16 protein-coding genes are annotated in these 15,140 nt (G+C 72.6%); 5 read left to right on the plus strand and 11 right to left on the minus strand.

The window, feature by feature from the left end; all coding sequences use genetic code 11:
* Positions 1–55: 55 nt before the first annotated feature.
* The 3 genes from ACGH52_RS06825 (at position 56) to ACGH52_RS06835 (ending at position 3,145) form a co-directional block, all read left to right on the plus strand.
* Positions 56–1,213, plus strand: coding sequence for a sensor histidine kinase (locus tag ACGH52_RS06825; RefSeq protein ID WP_399938170.1), 1,158 nt, complete (start codon positions 56–58; stop codon positions 1,211–1,213).
* 14 nt (positions 1,214–1,227) lie between these two features.
* Positions 1,228–1,890 (plus strand): response regulator, encoded by a 663-nt coding sequence (locus tag ACGH52_RS06830; protein WP_399938172.1) that lies wholly within the window; start codon positions 1,228–1,230, stop codon positions 1,888–1,890.
* Between the two features lie 100 nt (positions 1,891–1,990).
* Complete coding sequence (locus ACGH52_RS06835) at positions 1,991–3,145, plus strand: ROK family transcriptional regulator (protein ID WP_399938174.1); 1,155 nt, start codon at positions 1,991–1,993, stop codon at positions 3,143–3,145.
* A gap of 24 nt (positions 3,146–3,169) precedes the next feature.
* Here the strand turns inward: ACGH52_RS06835 and ACGH52_RS06840 are convergent, their stop codons facing one another.
* Both ACGH52_RS06840 and ACGH52_RS06845 read right to left on the minus strand, forming a co-directional pair.
* Entirely contained in the window at positions 3,170–3,931 is a 762-nt protein-coding gene (locus ACGH52_RS06840; RefSeq protein WP_399938176.1) for a GntR family transcriptional regulator, read from the minus strand.
* Between the two features lie 183 nt (positions 3,932–4,114).
* Positions 4,115–5,002 carry an RNA polymerase sigma-70 factor gene (locus ACGH52_RS06845; protein ID WP_399938178.1) on the minus strand — a complete coding sequence of 296 codons (888 nt, stop codon included), beginning with the start codon at positions 5,000–5,002 and terminating at the stop codon, positions 4,115–4,117.
* Between the two features lie 153 nt (positions 5,003–5,155).
* Here ACGH52_RS06845 and ACGH52_RS06850 point away from each other — a divergent pair, with 153 nt between their 5' ends.
* Entirely contained in the window at positions 5,156–6,034 is an 879-nt protein-coding gene (locus ACGH52_RS06850) for an alpha/beta fold hydrolase (RefSeq protein WP_399938180.1), read from the plus strand.
* Here ACGH52_RS06850 and ACGH52_RS06855 read toward each other — a convergent pair.
* From ACGH52_RS06855 to ACGH52_RS06895, 9 genes are all read right to left on the minus strand, one after another.
* Positions 5,986–6,855: an alpha/beta fold hydrolase gene (locus tag ACGH52_RS06855; protein WP_210977822.1), complete on the minus strand. Its 870-nt coding sequence runs from the start codon at positions 6,853–6,855 to the stop codon at positions 5,986–5,988. The genes ACGH52_RS06850 and ACGH52_RS06855 overlap by 49 nt on opposite strands.
* A 36-nt stretch (positions 6,856–6,891) precedes the next feature.
* Positions 6,892–8,193: a beta-ketoacyl synthase gene (locus ACGH52_RS06860; RefSeq protein WP_076973297.1), complete on the minus strand. Its 1,302-nt coding sequence runs from the start codon at positions 8,191–8,193 to the stop codon at positions 6,892–6,894.
* Positions 8,190–8,447: an acyl carrier protein gene (locus ACGH52_RS06865; protein ID WP_059297636.1), complete on the minus strand. Its 258-nt coding sequence runs from the start codon at positions 8,445–8,447 to the stop codon at positions 8,190–8,192. The genes ACGH52_RS06860 and ACGH52_RS06865 overlap by 4 nt, the downstream gene beginning before the upstream one ends.
* 89 nt (positions 8,448–8,536) lie before the next feature.
* Positions 8,537–9,655 carry a 2-oxo acid dehydrogenase subunit E2 gene (locus ACGH52_RS06870; RefSeq protein WP_210977820.1) on the minus strand — a complete coding sequence of 373 codons (1,119 nt, stop codon included), beginning with the start codon at positions 9,653–9,655 and terminating at the stop codon, positions 8,537–8,539.
* Positions 9,652–10,665 (minus strand): alpha-ketoacid dehydrogenase subunit beta, encoded by a 1,014-nt coding sequence (locus tag ACGH52_RS06875; RefSeq protein ID WP_399938184.1) that lies wholly within the window; start codon positions 10,663–10,665, stop codon positions 9,652–9,654. Before ACGH52_RS06875 ends, ACGH52_RS06870 begins: the two co-directional genes overlap by 4 nt.
* Complete coding sequence (locus ACGH52_RS06880; RefSeq protein WP_399938186.1) at positions 10,662–11,633, minus strand: thiamine pyrophosphate-dependent dehydrogenase E1 component subunit alpha; 972 nt, start codon at positions 11,631–11,633, stop codon at positions 10,662–10,664. Before ACGH52_RS06880 ends, ACGH52_RS06875 begins: the two co-directional genes overlap by 4 nt.
* A gap of 10 nt (positions 11,634–11,643) precedes the next feature.
* Positions 11,644–12,606, minus strand: coding sequence for a ketoacyl-ACP synthase III (locus ACGH52_RS06885; protein WP_121704815.1), 963 nt, complete (start codon positions 12,604–12,606; stop codon positions 11,644–11,646).
* Positions 12,606–12,878 carry an acyl carrier protein gene (locus tag ACGH52_RS06890; RefSeq protein WP_399938188.1) on the minus strand — a complete coding sequence of 91 codons (273 nt, stop codon included), beginning with the start codon at positions 12,876–12,878 and terminating at the stop codon, positions 12,606–12,608. Before ACGH52_RS06890 ends, ACGH52_RS06885 begins: the two co-directional genes overlap by 1 nt.
* A gap of 70 nt (positions 12,879–12,948) precedes the next feature.
* On the minus strand, positions 12,949–14,067 hold the full coding sequence (locus tag ACGH52_RS06895) for a thioester reductase domain-containing protein (RefSeq protein ID WP_399938190.1): 1,119 nt from the start codon (positions 14,065–14,067) through the stop codon (positions 12,949–12,951).
* 455 nt (positions 14,068–14,522) lie between these two features.
* Between ACGH52_RS06895 and ACGH52_RS06900 the strand changes: the two genes are divergently transcribed.
* Positions 14,523–15,104, plus strand: a complete 582-nt coding sequence (locus ACGH52_RS06900) for an HD domain-containing protein (protein WP_399938192.1) — start codon at positions 14,523–14,525, stop codon at positions 15,102–15,104.
* Positions 15,105–15,140 lie beyond the last annotated feature (36 nt).

A 15,140-nucleotide genomic window follows, 5' to 3' on the forward strand; every position in this document is an offset into this window, starting at 1 on the left:
ACGCCTCCCCCGTGCGGGGGAGCCGGGTGTCGGTGGCCGCTGGCACGATGGGCGAATGGTCCGCTTCCTGCGCCCGCTGTTCCGTGGGGCCACTTACACACGGCTCGTGTACCTGTGGGTGCCGATGCTGATCGTGAGCGTGTGGGTGCTCGTCGACGACACCAACATGTGGGTGCCGGCGGCCCTGTTGCTTCCGGTCGGTCTCCTTCCGGCGGTGCGGACCGGCGAGGGCGTGCAGGCCCGGTGGCTGCTCACGCCGGGCCAGGGGGACGGCGGCTTCTCGGTGGCCCCGTCGGCGACCTGGCGGGACCGGCTGCGCACGGTGGTGTGGCTGCAGTGCCGGCTCGTCCTGGGACTGCTGACCGCGGGTGCCTGCGTCTGGCTGCCGATCCTCGCCGTCGAACTGGTCCGGCACGCCGCGGGGCACCGGGTCGACGACATCCCGGTGCTGCGGGACACCGCGCCGCACTGGGCGTACGCGCTCCTCGCGCCGCTCCCGCTCCTCGCCCTGTACGGCGCCGTGGTCGGCCTCGGCCTCCTGGCGACGGCGGGGGCCCGCGCCCTTCTCGGTCCTTCCGCCGCCGAGCGGCTCACCGCCCTGGAGGAGCGCACCGAACAGCTCCTGGAACGCAACCGCATCGCCCGCGAGCTGCACGACTCCATCGGCCACGCGCTGACCGTCGCCGTCGTCCAGGCGGGGGCCGCCCGCGCGGCGAACAGCCCCGAGTTCACCGACCGCGCGCTGACCGCGATCGAGGAGACCGGCCGGGCCGCGCTGGAGGATCTGGAACGGGTCCTCGGCGTCCTGCGGGAGGCGGAGCGGCCGGTGGGCGCCCGGCCGACGCTCGCGGACGCCGACCGCCTCCTGGAGTCCGCCCGGGCCTCCGGCGCCAAGGTCGAGGCCGAGGTCGCCGGCCCGCTGGAGACCCTGCCGGGTCCGGTCTCGCACGAGGGCTACCGCATCCTCCAGGAGGCGCTGACCAACGTGCTGCGGCACGCGGGCGCCGTGCCGACCCGGGTGCGCGTCGAGGTCGCGGACGGCGCGCTCACTCTGGAGGTGCGCAATCCGTTGCCGGACGGGCGGGCCGCGCCCGGTCGCGGCAGCGGACTGCGCGGGATACGCGAGCGGGCCGCGCTGCTGGGCGGGCGGGCGCACACGGGCCCGGACGGCGCCGGTGACTGGGAGGTGCGGGTCGAGCTGCCGCCGGGCTGATCTACGCTGGGCGGATGCCGGTCAGAGTGCTCCTCGTCGACGACGAACCGCTGGTGCGCGCCGGTCTGCGGGCGGTGCTGGAGGCGCAGCCGGACATCGAGGTGGTCGGTGAGGCGGCCGACGGGGCCGCGGTCATTCCGCTGGTGCGGCAGACGCGGCCGGACGTGGTCGCGATGGACGTCCGGATGCCGTTGCTGGACGGCATCGAGGCCACGCGCGCGTTGCTGCGGACGGTGGCCGATCCGCCGAAGATCCTCGTGGTGACGACCTTCGAGAACGACGAGTACGTGTACGAGGCGCTGCGCGCGGGCGCCGACGGGTTCCTGCTGAAGCGCGCCCGCCCGGCCGAGATCGTGCACGCGGTGCGGCTGATCGCCGAGGGCGAGTCGCTGCTGTTCCCGGCTTCGGTGCGGCAGTTGGCCGCCGAGTACGGGGACAGCGGCGGGAACCGCGCGGCCCGCGCCGCGTTGGAGCGCGCGCGGCTGACCGAGCGGGAGGGGGAGGTGCTGCGGCTGATGGCGCGGGGCTTGTCGAACGCGGAGATCGCCGCCCGGCTGGTGGTCGGCACGGAGACGGTGAAGTCGCACGTGAGCGCCGTACTGGCGAAGCTGGGGGCGCGGGACCGCACCCAGGCGGTGATCACGGCGTACGAGTCGGGGTTCGTGGCACCCGGGTGAGGACGCCCCTCGGGGGCCGGGAACGGAGACCGGCGCTCGCCGGGGTCCGACGGGCCGAGTACCATCCGGCCCACACGCGCACGAGCTGGGAGGACGGACCTTGGCAGGCCTGACCGGCGGGGACCCGTCGCTGTTGCGGAGGATCAATTCCGCCGTGGTGCTGCACGCGTTGCGTGCGACGGACTCCGCGACGCTGACCGAGATCACCCGGGTGACGGGGCTGTCCCGGCCGACCGTCGAGGGCGTCGTCGAGGGGCTGATCGAGGCCGGTCTGGTCGTCGAGGCGGCCGCCGACGAGGGGACGGCCCGGCGGCAGGGGCGGCCCGCGCGGCGGTTCCGGTTCCGGGCGGAGGCGGGACACCTGCTGGGCCTGGAGATCGGTCCGCACCGCGTCGCCGCGCTCCTGTCCGGTCTGGACGGCCGGGTGATCGGTGCCCAGGCCAAGGACGTGGACGAGAACGCGTCGGCCGACGAGCGGCTGGAGCGGCTGCGCACGGCCGTCGCCGAACTGCTGCGCCGGGCCGGTGTGGCGCGCGGCTCGCTGCGGGCGGTCGGCGCGGCCACGCCCGGCATCGTCGAGGCGGACGGCACGGTCCGCCTGGGCACGGCGCTGCCCGGGTGGACGGGTCTGGGCCTGGGCGAGCGGCTGAGCCGCTCCTTCAAGTGCCCGGTGCTGGTGGAGAACGACGCGAACGCGGCGGCGGTGGCCGAGCACTGGAAGGGGACCGCCACCGAGTGCGACGACATCGTGTTCGTGCTGGCCGGGCTCAGTCCCGGGGCGGGGGCGCTGATCGGCGGCCGGCTGCACCGGGGGTACGGCGGGGCGGCCGGGGAGATCGGCGCGCTGCATCTGCTGGGCCGGGACGTGACGCCGGAGACGCTGCTGTCCACCACGGACCAGCCGCTGCACCCGCTGGACGAGCAGGCGGTGGCCAAGGTCTTCGCCGAGGCCCGCGACGGCGACGAGCGGGCCCGCGCGGCCGTCGAGCGCTTCATCCAGCGGCTGGTGCACGACGTGGCGGCGCTGGCGCTGGCGCTCGATCCCGAGATGGTCGTCATCGGCGGCTGGGCGGCCGGACTCGACGGCGTACTGGAACCGTTGCGGCGAGAGCTGGCCCGCTACTGCCTGCGTCCGCCGCGCGTGGCCCTGTCACTGCTCGGCGAGGCCGCCGTGGCGACGGGTGCGCTGCGGCTCGCCCTCGACCACGTGGAGGAGCAGTTGTTCGCGGTCGAGGGCGCGACGGCCCGCCGCTGACCGGGGGCGGTCAGGGGGCCTGGGTCAGGACGCCCGGGTCTGGGGGCCGTGGTGGATCTCGACGCCGCCGAAGTCGCCGAACGTCAGCCGGCAGGTGTCGGCGCGGTAGGTGGCGACGGAGAGGGCGGCGGTGCGGCCCTCGGCGAGGTAGCGGGTGGTGACCACGAGGACGGGCGCGCCCGGAAGGCGGTCCAGCTCCTTCGCGTCGTCCGCGCCGGCCGAGCCCAGCTCGACGGCGCTCTCCTGCCGCTCCAGCTCCCCGCGCTGCAGTTCGCGCAGCACGGCACGCGCGCGGGCGGGGCCGGAGGGCGCGTCGATGGCGGTGAGGTCGGGCACCGCGGACGACGGGATGTACAGCAGTTCCGCGGCGACGGGCTGCCCGTGGCTCACGCGGGAGCGGCGGACGGTGTGGACGGGTTCGTCGCGGTCCGTCTCCAGCGCGTCGGCGACGGCGGCGGGAGGCGCCGCGAGGTGGCAGTCGGCCGGTTGCCAGGCGTCGTCGGCCGACCCTGGCCAGGTGTGCTCCCGGGTGCCGACGGCCACACCGACGCGTGGCGGGGCCACGGTCGTACCGACGCCGCGGCGGCGCTGGAGCCTGCCCTCCAGTTCGAGCTGCTCCAGGGCCTGGCGGAGGGTCGCGCGGGCGACGCCGAAGCGGGCGGCCAGGTCCCGCTCGTTGGGCAGGACCTCGCCCACCTCGAACTCCGAGTCCAGGGCCTCGCTGAGCACGGTCCTGAGGTGCCAGTACTTCGGCTCCGGCACCGGTTCCAACTGCGTGGTCCCCACCCTGTCCTCCGCAATCGCCGTGGTCCGGCGGCGTTTTGACGCCCTTGTTTATTAAAGGTTGTTGCAGTTCTCTGCGACCATAAAACGCCCCACCCCCTTGGTCAAGACCAATCCGGCGGACGGAACGGCCCCGGCACCCGTTACGGGACGGGTGCCGGGGCCGTGGGCCGCCTCGGGGGCGGGCTAGGGGACGTCGACCAGAGAGCCCAGTTTGTCCGGGTTTCGAATGACGTACACGGTCTGGATGCGGCCTTCCGCGACGTCCACCTGGACGACGGAGTCGGGCTTCCCGCCGGAGCGGACCAGCAGGGCGGGGCCACCGTTGAGTTCCAGGAAGTGGAAGGTGGCGTCGGGGATGCCCTGCTGCGCGACGGCGAGCAGGAAGCGGCCCACCTTGTCGGAGCTCTCCAGCACGCGCAGAGGGGCCCTGGACCTGCCGCCGCTGTCGCCCACCAGCCGGACGTCCGGCGCGAGGGTCGCCAGCAGACCGGCCAGGTCGCCGTCGGCCGCTGCGGCGAGGAAGCGCTCGGTGAGGTCGCGGCGCTGCGCCGGGTCGACGTCGTAACGGGGGCGCCGCTCGTCGACGTGCTTGCGGGCGCGTCCGGCGAGCTGGCGCACCGCGGCCTCGCCGCGCTCCAGCATGGCGGCGATCTCCGCGTACGGGTAGCCGAACGCCTCCCTGAGGACGAACACCGCCCGCTCCAGCGGCGACAGCGACTCCAGGACGACGAGCACCGCGAGGGAGACCGAGTCGGCGAGGACGGCCCGCTCCGCGGCGTCCGGCACGACATCCCCGAAGTCGGTGACGCAGGGCTCGGGCAGCCACGGGCCGACGTAGGTCTCGCCGCGCGACTTGACCTGGCGCAGCCGGTCGATGGCGAGGCGGGTGGTGACGCGCACCAGGTACCCCCTCGGCTCGCGCACGGCGGAGCGGTCGGCGCCGGACCAGCGCAGCCATGCCTCCTGGACCACGTCCTCCGCGTCGGCCAGGCGGCCCAGCATGCGGTAGGCGACGCCCAGGAGGACGGGCCGGTGTTCTTCGAAGACGTCGGTCGCGGTGTCGGTGGTCACCCCTCCATCCCAGCGGACGCGTCCGGTGGTGTCCAGACGGAATCGCTCGGACCCGACACCGGGGCTACCCGTCGGTAGCTCTTGCTGACAAGCTGTCTACGCGACGTCATCGTGCACCCGTTCCCGGAACGCCTGTTCCCGACAAGGAGCCCCATGTCCGCAACGCTTTCCTTCACGGCCTCCACCGCCCACGGTCCGCGGGAGATCACCCTCGCCTACGCGCGCGTGGGCACCGGCGAGCCGCTGGTGCTGCTGCACGGCATCGGCCATCACCGGCAGGCCTGGGACCCGGTGGTCGACATCCTCGCCACCGAACGCGACGTGATAGCCGTGGACCTGCCGGGGTTCGGGGCGTCGTCCGCGCTGCCGCCCGGGCTGCCGCACGACCTGCCGACGACGAGCGCGGTGCTCGGCGCCTTCTGCGCGGCGCTGGGCCTCGATCGCCCCCACGTGGCGGGCAACTCGCTGGGCGGCCTGCTGGCCCTGGAACTCGGCCGGGAGAACCTGGTGCGGTCGGTGACGGCCCTGTCCCCGGCCGGGTTCTGGACGCAGGCCGAACGACACTACGCCTTCGGCGTCCTGATGGGGATGCGCTGGACCGCCCGGAGCCTGCCCCTCCCGCTCGTCGAGCGGCTGTCCCGCACCTCGGTCGGCCGCACGGCGCTGACGAGCACGATCTACTCCCGTCCCGGCCGCCGCTCCCCCGAGGCGGTCGTCGCCGAGACGCTGGCGCTCGCACACGCGCAGGGGTTCTCCGAGACGCTCCGGGCCGGACGGAGCGTGCTGTTCACCGACGACGTGCCCGGCGTCCCCGTCACCGTGGCGTGGGGCGACCGGGACCGGCTGCTCCTGCCCCGGCAGGGCATACGCGCCAAGCGCGCCATCCCGCGGGCCCGCCTGGTGCGGCTGCCCGGCTGCGGCCACGTTCCGATGAACGACGACCCGGCGCTGGTCGCCCGCGTTCTCCTGGACGGCAGCAGGGCTCAGTCGGCCAGGGCCTTGAGGACTTCGTTCAGCACGGTCGCGTTGTAGGGCATGCTCACGTGCGGGGTGTGGTCGTCCGGGTCGATGTCCTGGAGGACGATGTTGTTGACGTAGCGCCCCTCCGTCTGCTCCAGGGCGCACGAGGTGTACGGGGTGACCACGTCGTCGTACCGGGTGGCGATGACGGTGTGGCGGACGCCCTCCGTCGTCTCGCCCAGGTCGGCCAGTTCCCGCTGGAAGAGGTGGTCGTGCTGCAGTTGCGGCCAGGCCGGCACGACCTCCCCGACGGCGCCCTGTTCGAGCACCTCCACCGCGCCGGGGATCTGGCGGGCGAGGTTCATCAGCCCCTGGGCCGTGACCCCGTGGTTGCTGGGTGAGATGCCGACGAAGTTGTGCACCTTGGGCCCGCCGCCCAGCGCGTTGAGGTAGTAGCGCGGCATCATGCCGCCCTGCGAGAAGCCGACGATGTCGACCTGCTGGGCGCCGGTGCGGCGCAGCACCTCGTCGACGAACTCGGCGAGCTGGCGGGCCGAGTGCTTGATGTCGCCGAGGCCGAAGATCACGGGGTTGCCGTGCTGGCCGTAGTCGAGCCGGAAGACACGGTGGCCGTGCTGCCGCAGCAGGGGCGTCGCCGTGTTCCAGGTGTAGCCGCGGTTGCCGAAGGTGCCGTGCACGAGCACCACCGGGCGCGGATGTTCCTCGCTCGGCGGCACGTTCCAGTCGTCCTCTCCCGCCTGGATGTCGACGGTGGCGATGACCTGCGCACCCCCGGCCTGGACGACCGCGCCCGCGCGGTGCGGTGCCTCGGTGATGTCCGTGACGACGTCGTCCGAGTTGGCACCGGGGATACGGGGATTGAGAAAACTCATGGTCTTCTCGCTTTCGTTGGTGTGTGTTGAGGCTGGTCAACGAGATGGTGGGGGGTCTGCGGGCACGGTTGCCGGTGAAGGAGCGGCCGGCTCCCGAGCCGGGTCGGTGGGGCAGCTTCTGAAGGCGAGTACGGCGTTGTGGCCGCCGAAGCCGAAGGAATGGCTCAGGGCGAGGTCGACGGGCTGCGCCCGGCTGGTGCCGGTGACGGCGTCGATCTCGGCGTCTCCTTCCTGCTTCTCGAGGTTGGCCACAGGAGGCACCCGGCCGTGGGCCACGGACAGGGCGGTGATCGCCGCTTCGACTGCCCCGGCCGCGCCGAGCAGGTGGCCGAGGGTGCCCTTGACCGAGGTCACGGAGGGCTGGTGGGGGAAGAGGCGGCGGATCAGACGGGCCTCGGCGGCGTCGTTGAGCGGCGTGCTGGTGCCGTGCGCGTTGATGTGCTGCACGTCCGCGGGGCGGGCGCCGGCGTCGTCGAGGGCCCGCCGCACGGCGAGGTCGGCGCCCTTGCCCTCGGGGTCGGGTGCCACGGGGTGGTGGGCGTCGGACGATGCTCCGTAGCCCGCCAGCAGGGCGTAGCCGGGGCGTCCGCGGGCTCTGGCCGCACTCGCCGGCTCCAGGACCAGGGCCGCGCCGCCCTCCGCCATGACGAAGCCGTCCCGGGCGGTGTCGAAGGGCCGGGAGGCGGCCCGCGGGTCCTCGCCGCGCCGGGACAGCGCGCCCATCCGGTCGAAGCCGGTGACCCAGAAGGGCTGTACGACCGCGTCGGAGGCGCCCGCGACGGCGATGTCGCAGGCCCCGGAGCGCAGGAGTTGCAGGGCGGTGCCGATGGCGGTGGCGCCGGAGGCGCAGGCGGTGACCGTGCACAGCGCCGGGCCCCGGGCCCGCAGGTGAATGGTGAGCTGTCCGGTGGCCATGTTGGGCAGGAACATGGGCAGCAGCAGCGGTGAGACGCGTGACGTGCCCAGTTCGAGCAGTTTGCGGTGCTGTTCCAGCATGGTACCGGTGCCGCCGGCCGAGCTGCCGAAGACCACCGCGACGCGGTCCGCGTCCCAGTCGGCCGGGTCCAGGCCGGCGTCGGAGACCGCCTCCAGGGCGGCGTAGAGGGCGAACTGGGTGAAGCGGTCGTACTGCCAGGGGCGTGAGCCGGGGACGTGAGCGCGGGGGGAGAAGTCCGGTACGAGGCAGGCGAAGTCGACGGGGAGACCCTTGAGTTCGGGGACGTGCCGGGCGGTGGGGCGGCCCGCGCACACGCCGTCCCAGGTGGCCTCGCGACCGGTGCCGGCCGGAGTGACCAGGCCGATCCCGGTGACGGCGACGTCGGGACGTGCGCCGGTCACGGCTTGACGGCCTCGGCGATGAGGTCGGCCACGCCGGCCAGGGTGAGGTCCGGGTCGGCCTCGCCGTCCTGTACTTCGATGCCGAGTTCCTCGGTGAGTACGACGAACAGCTCCACCACGGCCAGCGAGTCGAGGTCCAGCTGCTCGAAGGTCGCGGTGGGGACGATGGCCTCGGGGGGCACTTCGAACTTGTTGCTGAGAACCGAGGCGAGCAGGTCGTAGGCGCGGCTGTGGGGTGTGGTGTCGGTGGTCATGTCAGGGGCGTCCTTTCCAGTCCGACGGGCGGTACCCCGGGGGTGGTGGGGTTCCGTGTGGTGGGGTTCCCGTGGTGGCGGGTCGGCGGTCAGCCGAGCGCGACCGGTGTCTCCAGCTCCTCCTTGACGTCCTTGAGCAGGGCCATCGCGTCCCTGCCGTTGACCACCCGGTGGTCGTAGACCAGGCCGAGGTGGACGAACCGGTGGGTGCGAGGAGTGCCCTGCGCGTCCAGGAGCACCTGGTCCTCGACGGCGCCGATGGAGATCACGCAGGTCTGGCCGGGGAAGACGATGGGGGTGGCCAGGACCATGCCCTCGGTGGTGTGCGGTGCGACCATGATGTTGGCCCCGGTGAGTTCGGCGGACTGGAACGTGCCCCGGAACGCCTTGCTCCGGAAGCCGGTCAGCAGGTCGGCGATCCGGTCGCTGCTCAGCTCGGCGGCGTCGTGCACCACCGGGGTGTACAGACCTCGGCCCGCGTCCATGGTGACGCCCACATGGGCCCGTTCGCTCTCGCGCACCGCGCCGTCGTCGGTGAGCGCGGCGAACATCAGGGGGTGTGCCGCGTGCCGGCGCGCCACCGCCTTGATCAGCAGGACGGGCAGGGAGACGAAACTGCCGGTGCGCTCGGACAGCTGCCGGGCCAGTTCCTCCGCCTGTCCGACGTCGACCTTGGCGTAGGCGGCCGCGGCCGGAACGGTCCGCATCGACTCGGTCACCACCGCCCCCACCGTCCGCTGCTGCTTGGACAGTTGACGCTCGGGGGAAGCGGGCGCCGACGCGGCCCGCCGCACCAGGGCCTCGACATCGGCCGTACGGATCACGGTGCGCCCGAGACCGCGCAGCTCGGCCTCGGACACGCCGTGGCGGTCGGCGAGCGCGCGGGCCGCCTTGGTGATGCTCAGCTCCGCGCCCGGGGGTGCGGACGTCGCCGCCGGGGCGGCGGCCGACGCCCGGTAGGAGTCGCGCTCGTCGGCCGACTCGAAGAGGTAGGCGATGGTCTGCCCCGGCCTGCAGTCCTGGCCGCCGCCGACGAGGACGTGCAGGATTCCGGGGCCGGTGCTCTCGATCTCCTCGCTGGCCTTGGAGGTCTCCACGAGCGCCAGCGGTTCCTCGCCCTCGATGCTGCTGCCGTCGGGGACGAGCCACTCGACCAGGGTGTAGCTGGAGTCGTTCGTGTTGAGCGTGGGCAGCTCGATGCCGATCACTTCGTCGCCTCCATGATCGCGCGGTGGATGGTGGACGGCTGGAGCAGCACGTCGTGCTCCAGGTGCGCCGCGGTCGGTACGATGCTCGGCTCGGCACTCAGCGGCAGCACCGGGCGGGCCAGTCGGCTCCACAGCTGCTCGTGGATTTGCTGTGCGAGCAGCTCGCCCCAGGTCCCGTCGGCCGTGGAGTCCTCCATGACACAGATGCGGTCGGCACGGGACAGCACCGGGAGCAGCGCCTTGCTGTCGAAGGGGTAGAGCTGGGAGGGCACCAGCAGTTCGCACGTGATCTCCTCTTCGAGGAGCAGGGTGCGCAGGGCGGTGACGGCCCGTTCGGTGAGCCCGCCCGGGGCCAGGACGATCCAGTCGGGGGGCCCGCAGTCCGGCGCGAACACCCGGGCGGTCTCGCTGGGGTCGGCCAGCAGCTCGTAGCGGAAGAGGTCGTCCACGACACCCGCCCGGTACATGGCGCGGGTGTAGAGCACCTTGTCCTCGAAGAGCACACCGGGCTCCTCGCGGTCGAGCATCGCGGTCAGTACCCGCTGGTTGTCGTGGAACGGGGAGACCTCCCGCAGGTGCAGCGAGGGAATGCCGAGGAAGTGCTTCTGCAGGCTCTGGCTGTGCGTCGGGCCGTATCCCCGGTTGCCGCCGGTGGGGCAGCGGACGACCATGCTCATCGGGACCCTGCGGCCGTACATCGACACGGACTTGGCGGCGAAGTTCAGCAGCGGGTCGAAGGCCAGCGCGGCGAAGTCCGAGAACATCATCTCGACCACGGACCGGTTGCCGGCCAGGGCCAGGCCCGCGCCCACGCCGGCGATGCCTCCTTCGCTCAGCGGTGAGGAGAGCACCCGGTCCGGGAAGCGGTCGGAGAGCCCCCGGGTCACTTTGAACGCACCACCGTAGGGGTCGGCGACGTCCTCGCCGATCAGATAGGTGCCGGGGTGGGCGCCGAGGAGGTGGTGCAGTGCGCTGTTGAGGTTCTCGGCCACGCGCTGGCGCTTGGTCATCGGGCCTCCCATCGGGACGCCGCACGCGCGCCGACCTCTCGTACGACGGCGGCGACGGCCTCCGCCTGTGCCTGGTCGGCGGCGGCGAACTGTGCGGGGTGGTCCTGTCGGTAGCGGCGGTACCAGTCGTGCCTGGCCGCTCGCTCCCGGACCTCGGCCGCGCGGGTGTCGTCCCCCTTGCTGTGCGGGCCCACGCGGTGGGTGACGCACTCGACCACGTACGGCCGGTGCCGGTCACGGACCTGCTCGACCACGGGGGCGAGGGCGGCCCGTACATCGGTGACGTCCACGGAGTCGATCCGCAGGTGGCCGACGCCGAAGGCCGCCGCCCGGGCCGCGACGGTGCCGGACATCTGCCGCTCGGTCGGTGTCGACTGGGCGATCCCGTTGTGCTCCACCACTACCAGCACCGGGACCTGCCACAGCTGCGCCATGTTGAGCGCCTCGTACACGGCGCCCTCGCCCCAGGTGCCGTCGCCGATGTGGACCACCGCGATCCGGCCCGGCTCGGCCCGCTTCAGATGCAGGCCGACTCCCACGGCGACGGGCAGGCTCTGGCCCTGCACGCCGGTCGACAGGTAGCGGTCGCGGTAGATGTGCTGGCTGCCGCCCACGCCGTGGCAGACGGCACCGGCCCGGCCCATGATCTCCGCGAGCAGACCGTGCGGGTCGTGGAAGCGGGCCAGGTAGTGGCCGTGCCCGCGGTGGTTGCTGAAGACGTAGTCGCCCTCGTCCAGCAGCGGGTAGAGCGCCACGGGGATGTACTCCTGGCCGAGGCAGGTGTGCGTTGTGCCGTGCAGCCGGCCCTGGGAGAACAGCTCCAGCACGGCCAGTTCGAAGTGGCGGATCATCAGCAGGGTGCCGAGATCGGCGTCGGACAGCCGGGACAGGGGACGGGCCACGACACCGGCTTCGGGTTCGCCGACGGGCCCGAGGTCGACCGCGGGGGACGCGGACGTGACGTTCATGAGGTGCTCCTTATGGAAGTTCGACCACCTGGGCGCACCAGGTCAGCCCGGCGCCGAAGCCCAGGAGCAGCGCCTTGTCGCCGGGCCGTACGGTGGCCGAGGCGAGCAGCGACTCCAGAGCCAGCGGGATGGACGCCGAACTGGTGTTGCCGTCGGTGACGATGCTGCGGGCGATCGCCACGTGCGCGGGCGGGCGCAGTCGGCGCACCATCGCGTCGATCAGCCGCCCGTTGCACTGGTGCGGCACGAAGGCCCCGATGTCGTCCCAGGTGAGCCCGGCCGCGTCGAGTGCGTTCTGGGCCACTTGCGGCATGTGCGAACCGAACCAGCGCACGACCCGGGTGCCGTCCATGTGCATGTACGGGCGGGCGGCACCGGGTTTGGGCGGGGCGCTGGTCATCCAGGGCTCACCGGGGCCGTGGGTTCCCCACACCGCCGGTCCGATCCCGGCGTGCTCCGCGGCGCTGACCACCGCGGCCCCGGCGGCATCGCCGAAGACCATGACGGTCGCGCAGTCCTCGGGGTCGGTGATGTCGCTCAGCCGCTCGGCGGCCACGACCAGGATCTGACGCGCCTGCTGTGCGGCGATGAGTCCGGAGGCCAGGGTCAGCCCGTAACTGAATCCGGCGCACCCGCCGTTGAGGTCGAACCCGCCGGCCCGGCCGGCTCCGATGCGATGGGTGAGACTGGCCGCCCGGCACGATGCCTGGCCGACGCTGCTGGCGGAGGAGAACAGGACACAGTCCAGGTCCTCGGCGAGCACTCCCGCGTGGGCCAGGGCCTTGTCCGCCGCGTGCGCGGCCATCTCGACGAAGGTGTCGTCGGGGTCGGCCTTCAGCCTGGTCCGGATTCCGGTGATCTGCTCGATCCAGCCTTCCTCATGGCCGAACCTGGTGTCGAGTTCGGCGCTGGTGAGCAGGCCACCGGGGCGGTAGGTTCCGATGCCGGTCAGCCGTCCCGTGCCCCGGGCCATCAGCGGGCTCCGTCCGACGCGGCGACGGCTGCCTGGCCGTTCACGTAGTCGAGGGTCCGCCGGACGGTGCGCAGGTCGTGCACCGCCTCGTCCGGGATGGGAACCCTGTAGCGCTCCTGGATCCGCTCGGCCAGTTCGATGACGGCCATCGAGTCGAACCCCAACGAGGTGAAGGGTGCGTCGGCCGACTGCTCCGAGATCGCCCGGGCCGCTTCGGCGCCGGCGATCTCGGCCACCATCGACGCCAGGTCTTCCAGGGTGAAAGAGGACATGCGGAAACTCCAGCTGATGAGTTGCGGGGAGGGATGACGGGAGGAACGGGAGGAGAGGACCGCGCGTGGGTCACCGGGCGGGCAGCACGGCGTCGCGGCTCAGGAAGGCGAGCATCCTGCGGAAGTAGTCGGAGTCGAGCACGGGCGGGGCGCGGTGCGCGGACGCCGCGGTGGGGCCGGCGGTGTCCTGCCCCGGGGCCGGGATCATCTGCCGGAGGGTCTCGCCGGCCAGCCGCAGGGTGCTGCGCGGGACCGCGTCGCCCAGGTCGCGAAGCCGCTCCAGCCAGGTGTCGAACGGAACGAGCGGAAGGTCGACACCCGCGTCCGCGAAGCCCTGGAAGTACGACCGGAAGGGCAGCGGTTCGGGATCGATCACGTGGAACACCTGTCCTCGGGCACGCCGGCTCAGGGACAGGTCGACGATGGCGCGGCTGGTGAAGTCGACCGTGCCCACCGGCAGGAGACCGGGGTGGTCGGGGGCGCAGCCGGCGCGGATGCTCGCCGTCGTCAGGTGGACGAACCAGTCCGACTTCCCCACCAGGCCGGTGCGCGAGTCCGCCAGGATCACACCGGGCCGGTGCACCATCGTGGGCAATCCGCGGTCCGCGGCCTGCGCGACCAACTGCTCGGCGACCCATTTGGTGGCGCAGTAACCGGAGACACCGGTCCCGGCCTCTCGGGCTGCCGGGATCACCCCCATCGTCGAGATGTAATGCACGGGAATTCGGCGGGTCCGGGTTGCCAGTCTCAGGATTTCCAGGGTCCCCGACACATTGCAGCCGCGCAGGATCGGGTAACTCGCCAGAAGATTGACCCAAGCACCGCAGTGGTAAATGACGTCGATGCCGCGCGAGAGGGCCGAGAACTCCTCGTCGGTCAAGCCGAACCGCGGCTTCGCCAGGCTGCCCGGCACGACGTCGATCCGGGACATGTGGTGCTCCGGCACATCCCGGGCGCGTAACTGATCGGCGAGCCGTTCTCGGGCCTGAGCGGCCGACTCCGCTCTCACCAGGCAATGGATTCGAGCGTCGGTGGCATCCAGCAGGTCGGCGAGCAGGAAACCGCCGAGGAATCCTGTGGCCCCCGTCAACAGAATCCCCTCGGGCGGCCCTTCGGGAACATCCGTCAGAGCCGACGCATCGATTTCCGCCGGAAGCCGCACATCGTCGGCGATCGGGAAACTGGCCATACCAACACCGCATTTCAGCACAGGCGAGATTCGGTCCTGCCCTGAACACTCCCCGCACCTCACGAGGTCTACTACAGAAATCTTCCACCAGTGGGAGCACAGGGCGCATACTCTCCTGGCCGCCACCCGCGCCCGCACCCGCACCACCACCACGGGTGATTAGGGCTCACTCATTCGAACAGGCCACGCCTCCGAGTGGACGGCCAGAACGTACGCCCGGAGCGCGTTACCGGTATCGCGCGCCCTCGGTTGCACGTCAACGCGCTTACGCGGACGGAGCGTTGCGAAAGGGGGAGCGGGGGGCTGGGAGCGGCCCGAGCGTAAAGACAGATGAGACAGACACAGCCAATAGGTCACGAGGCAAGGGGGGTTGAGCCATGGCCACAGGGCCTGAGATGCCGGAGGTCCCCGATCCCGGTGGGAGCGGGGCGAGTTCACGCTCCGATCCACCGAAGATGTTGCCCGAGGCATGGCAGCCCCTGCTCGGCCGCCCGGCCCTCGCGGAGCTGCTCGGGCACCCCCTCGCGGGCGCCGCGCTGACGGAGATGTGCCGGCTCCTGCCACCCCGGGTCGCCGTGCACTCGCTGCGGACGTTCCTGCTGGCCGACGCCTGTGCGCGGACCCACGGGACCGCCTACGACCGGGTCGGCCTGCTGGCCGCCGCGGCGTTCCACGACGCCGGGCTGGTAGGGCGCACTCCGCTCGGTCGCGGTGGATTCCCGCGCCGCTCCGCCCAGTTGCTCGACCACTTCCTGGCCCGGCACCAGGTGGGCACGGTGCGGCGCACGACCCTCACGCGTGCGGTGCGCGAGCACATGCGGCCGTTCCCCGCTCGCGACGCCGGACCCGAGGCGCGGCTGCTGCACTTCGGCGTGTGGCTCGACGTCACCGGGCGCGGCGAGCGGCAAGTGCCGGGTGACCGCCGCCTGTTGGCCGGGCTGGCGCCCACCCCCGGGTTCGCCGTGTCCTTCTCCGCCCGGGTGGTGGCCTGCGGGCTGCGCCGGGTGCTGCCGGGCTCCCCGGACACCCACCGGTGACCGGGGAAGCCGGGCGACTCGCCCTTCCCGTCGCGA

This window comes from Streptomyces sp. BBFR25, from assembly GCF_044590125.1.
GTDB classification, from domain to species: Bacteria; Actinomycetota; Actinomycetes; order Streptomycetales; family Streptomycetaceae; genus Streptomyces; species Streptomyces canus_D.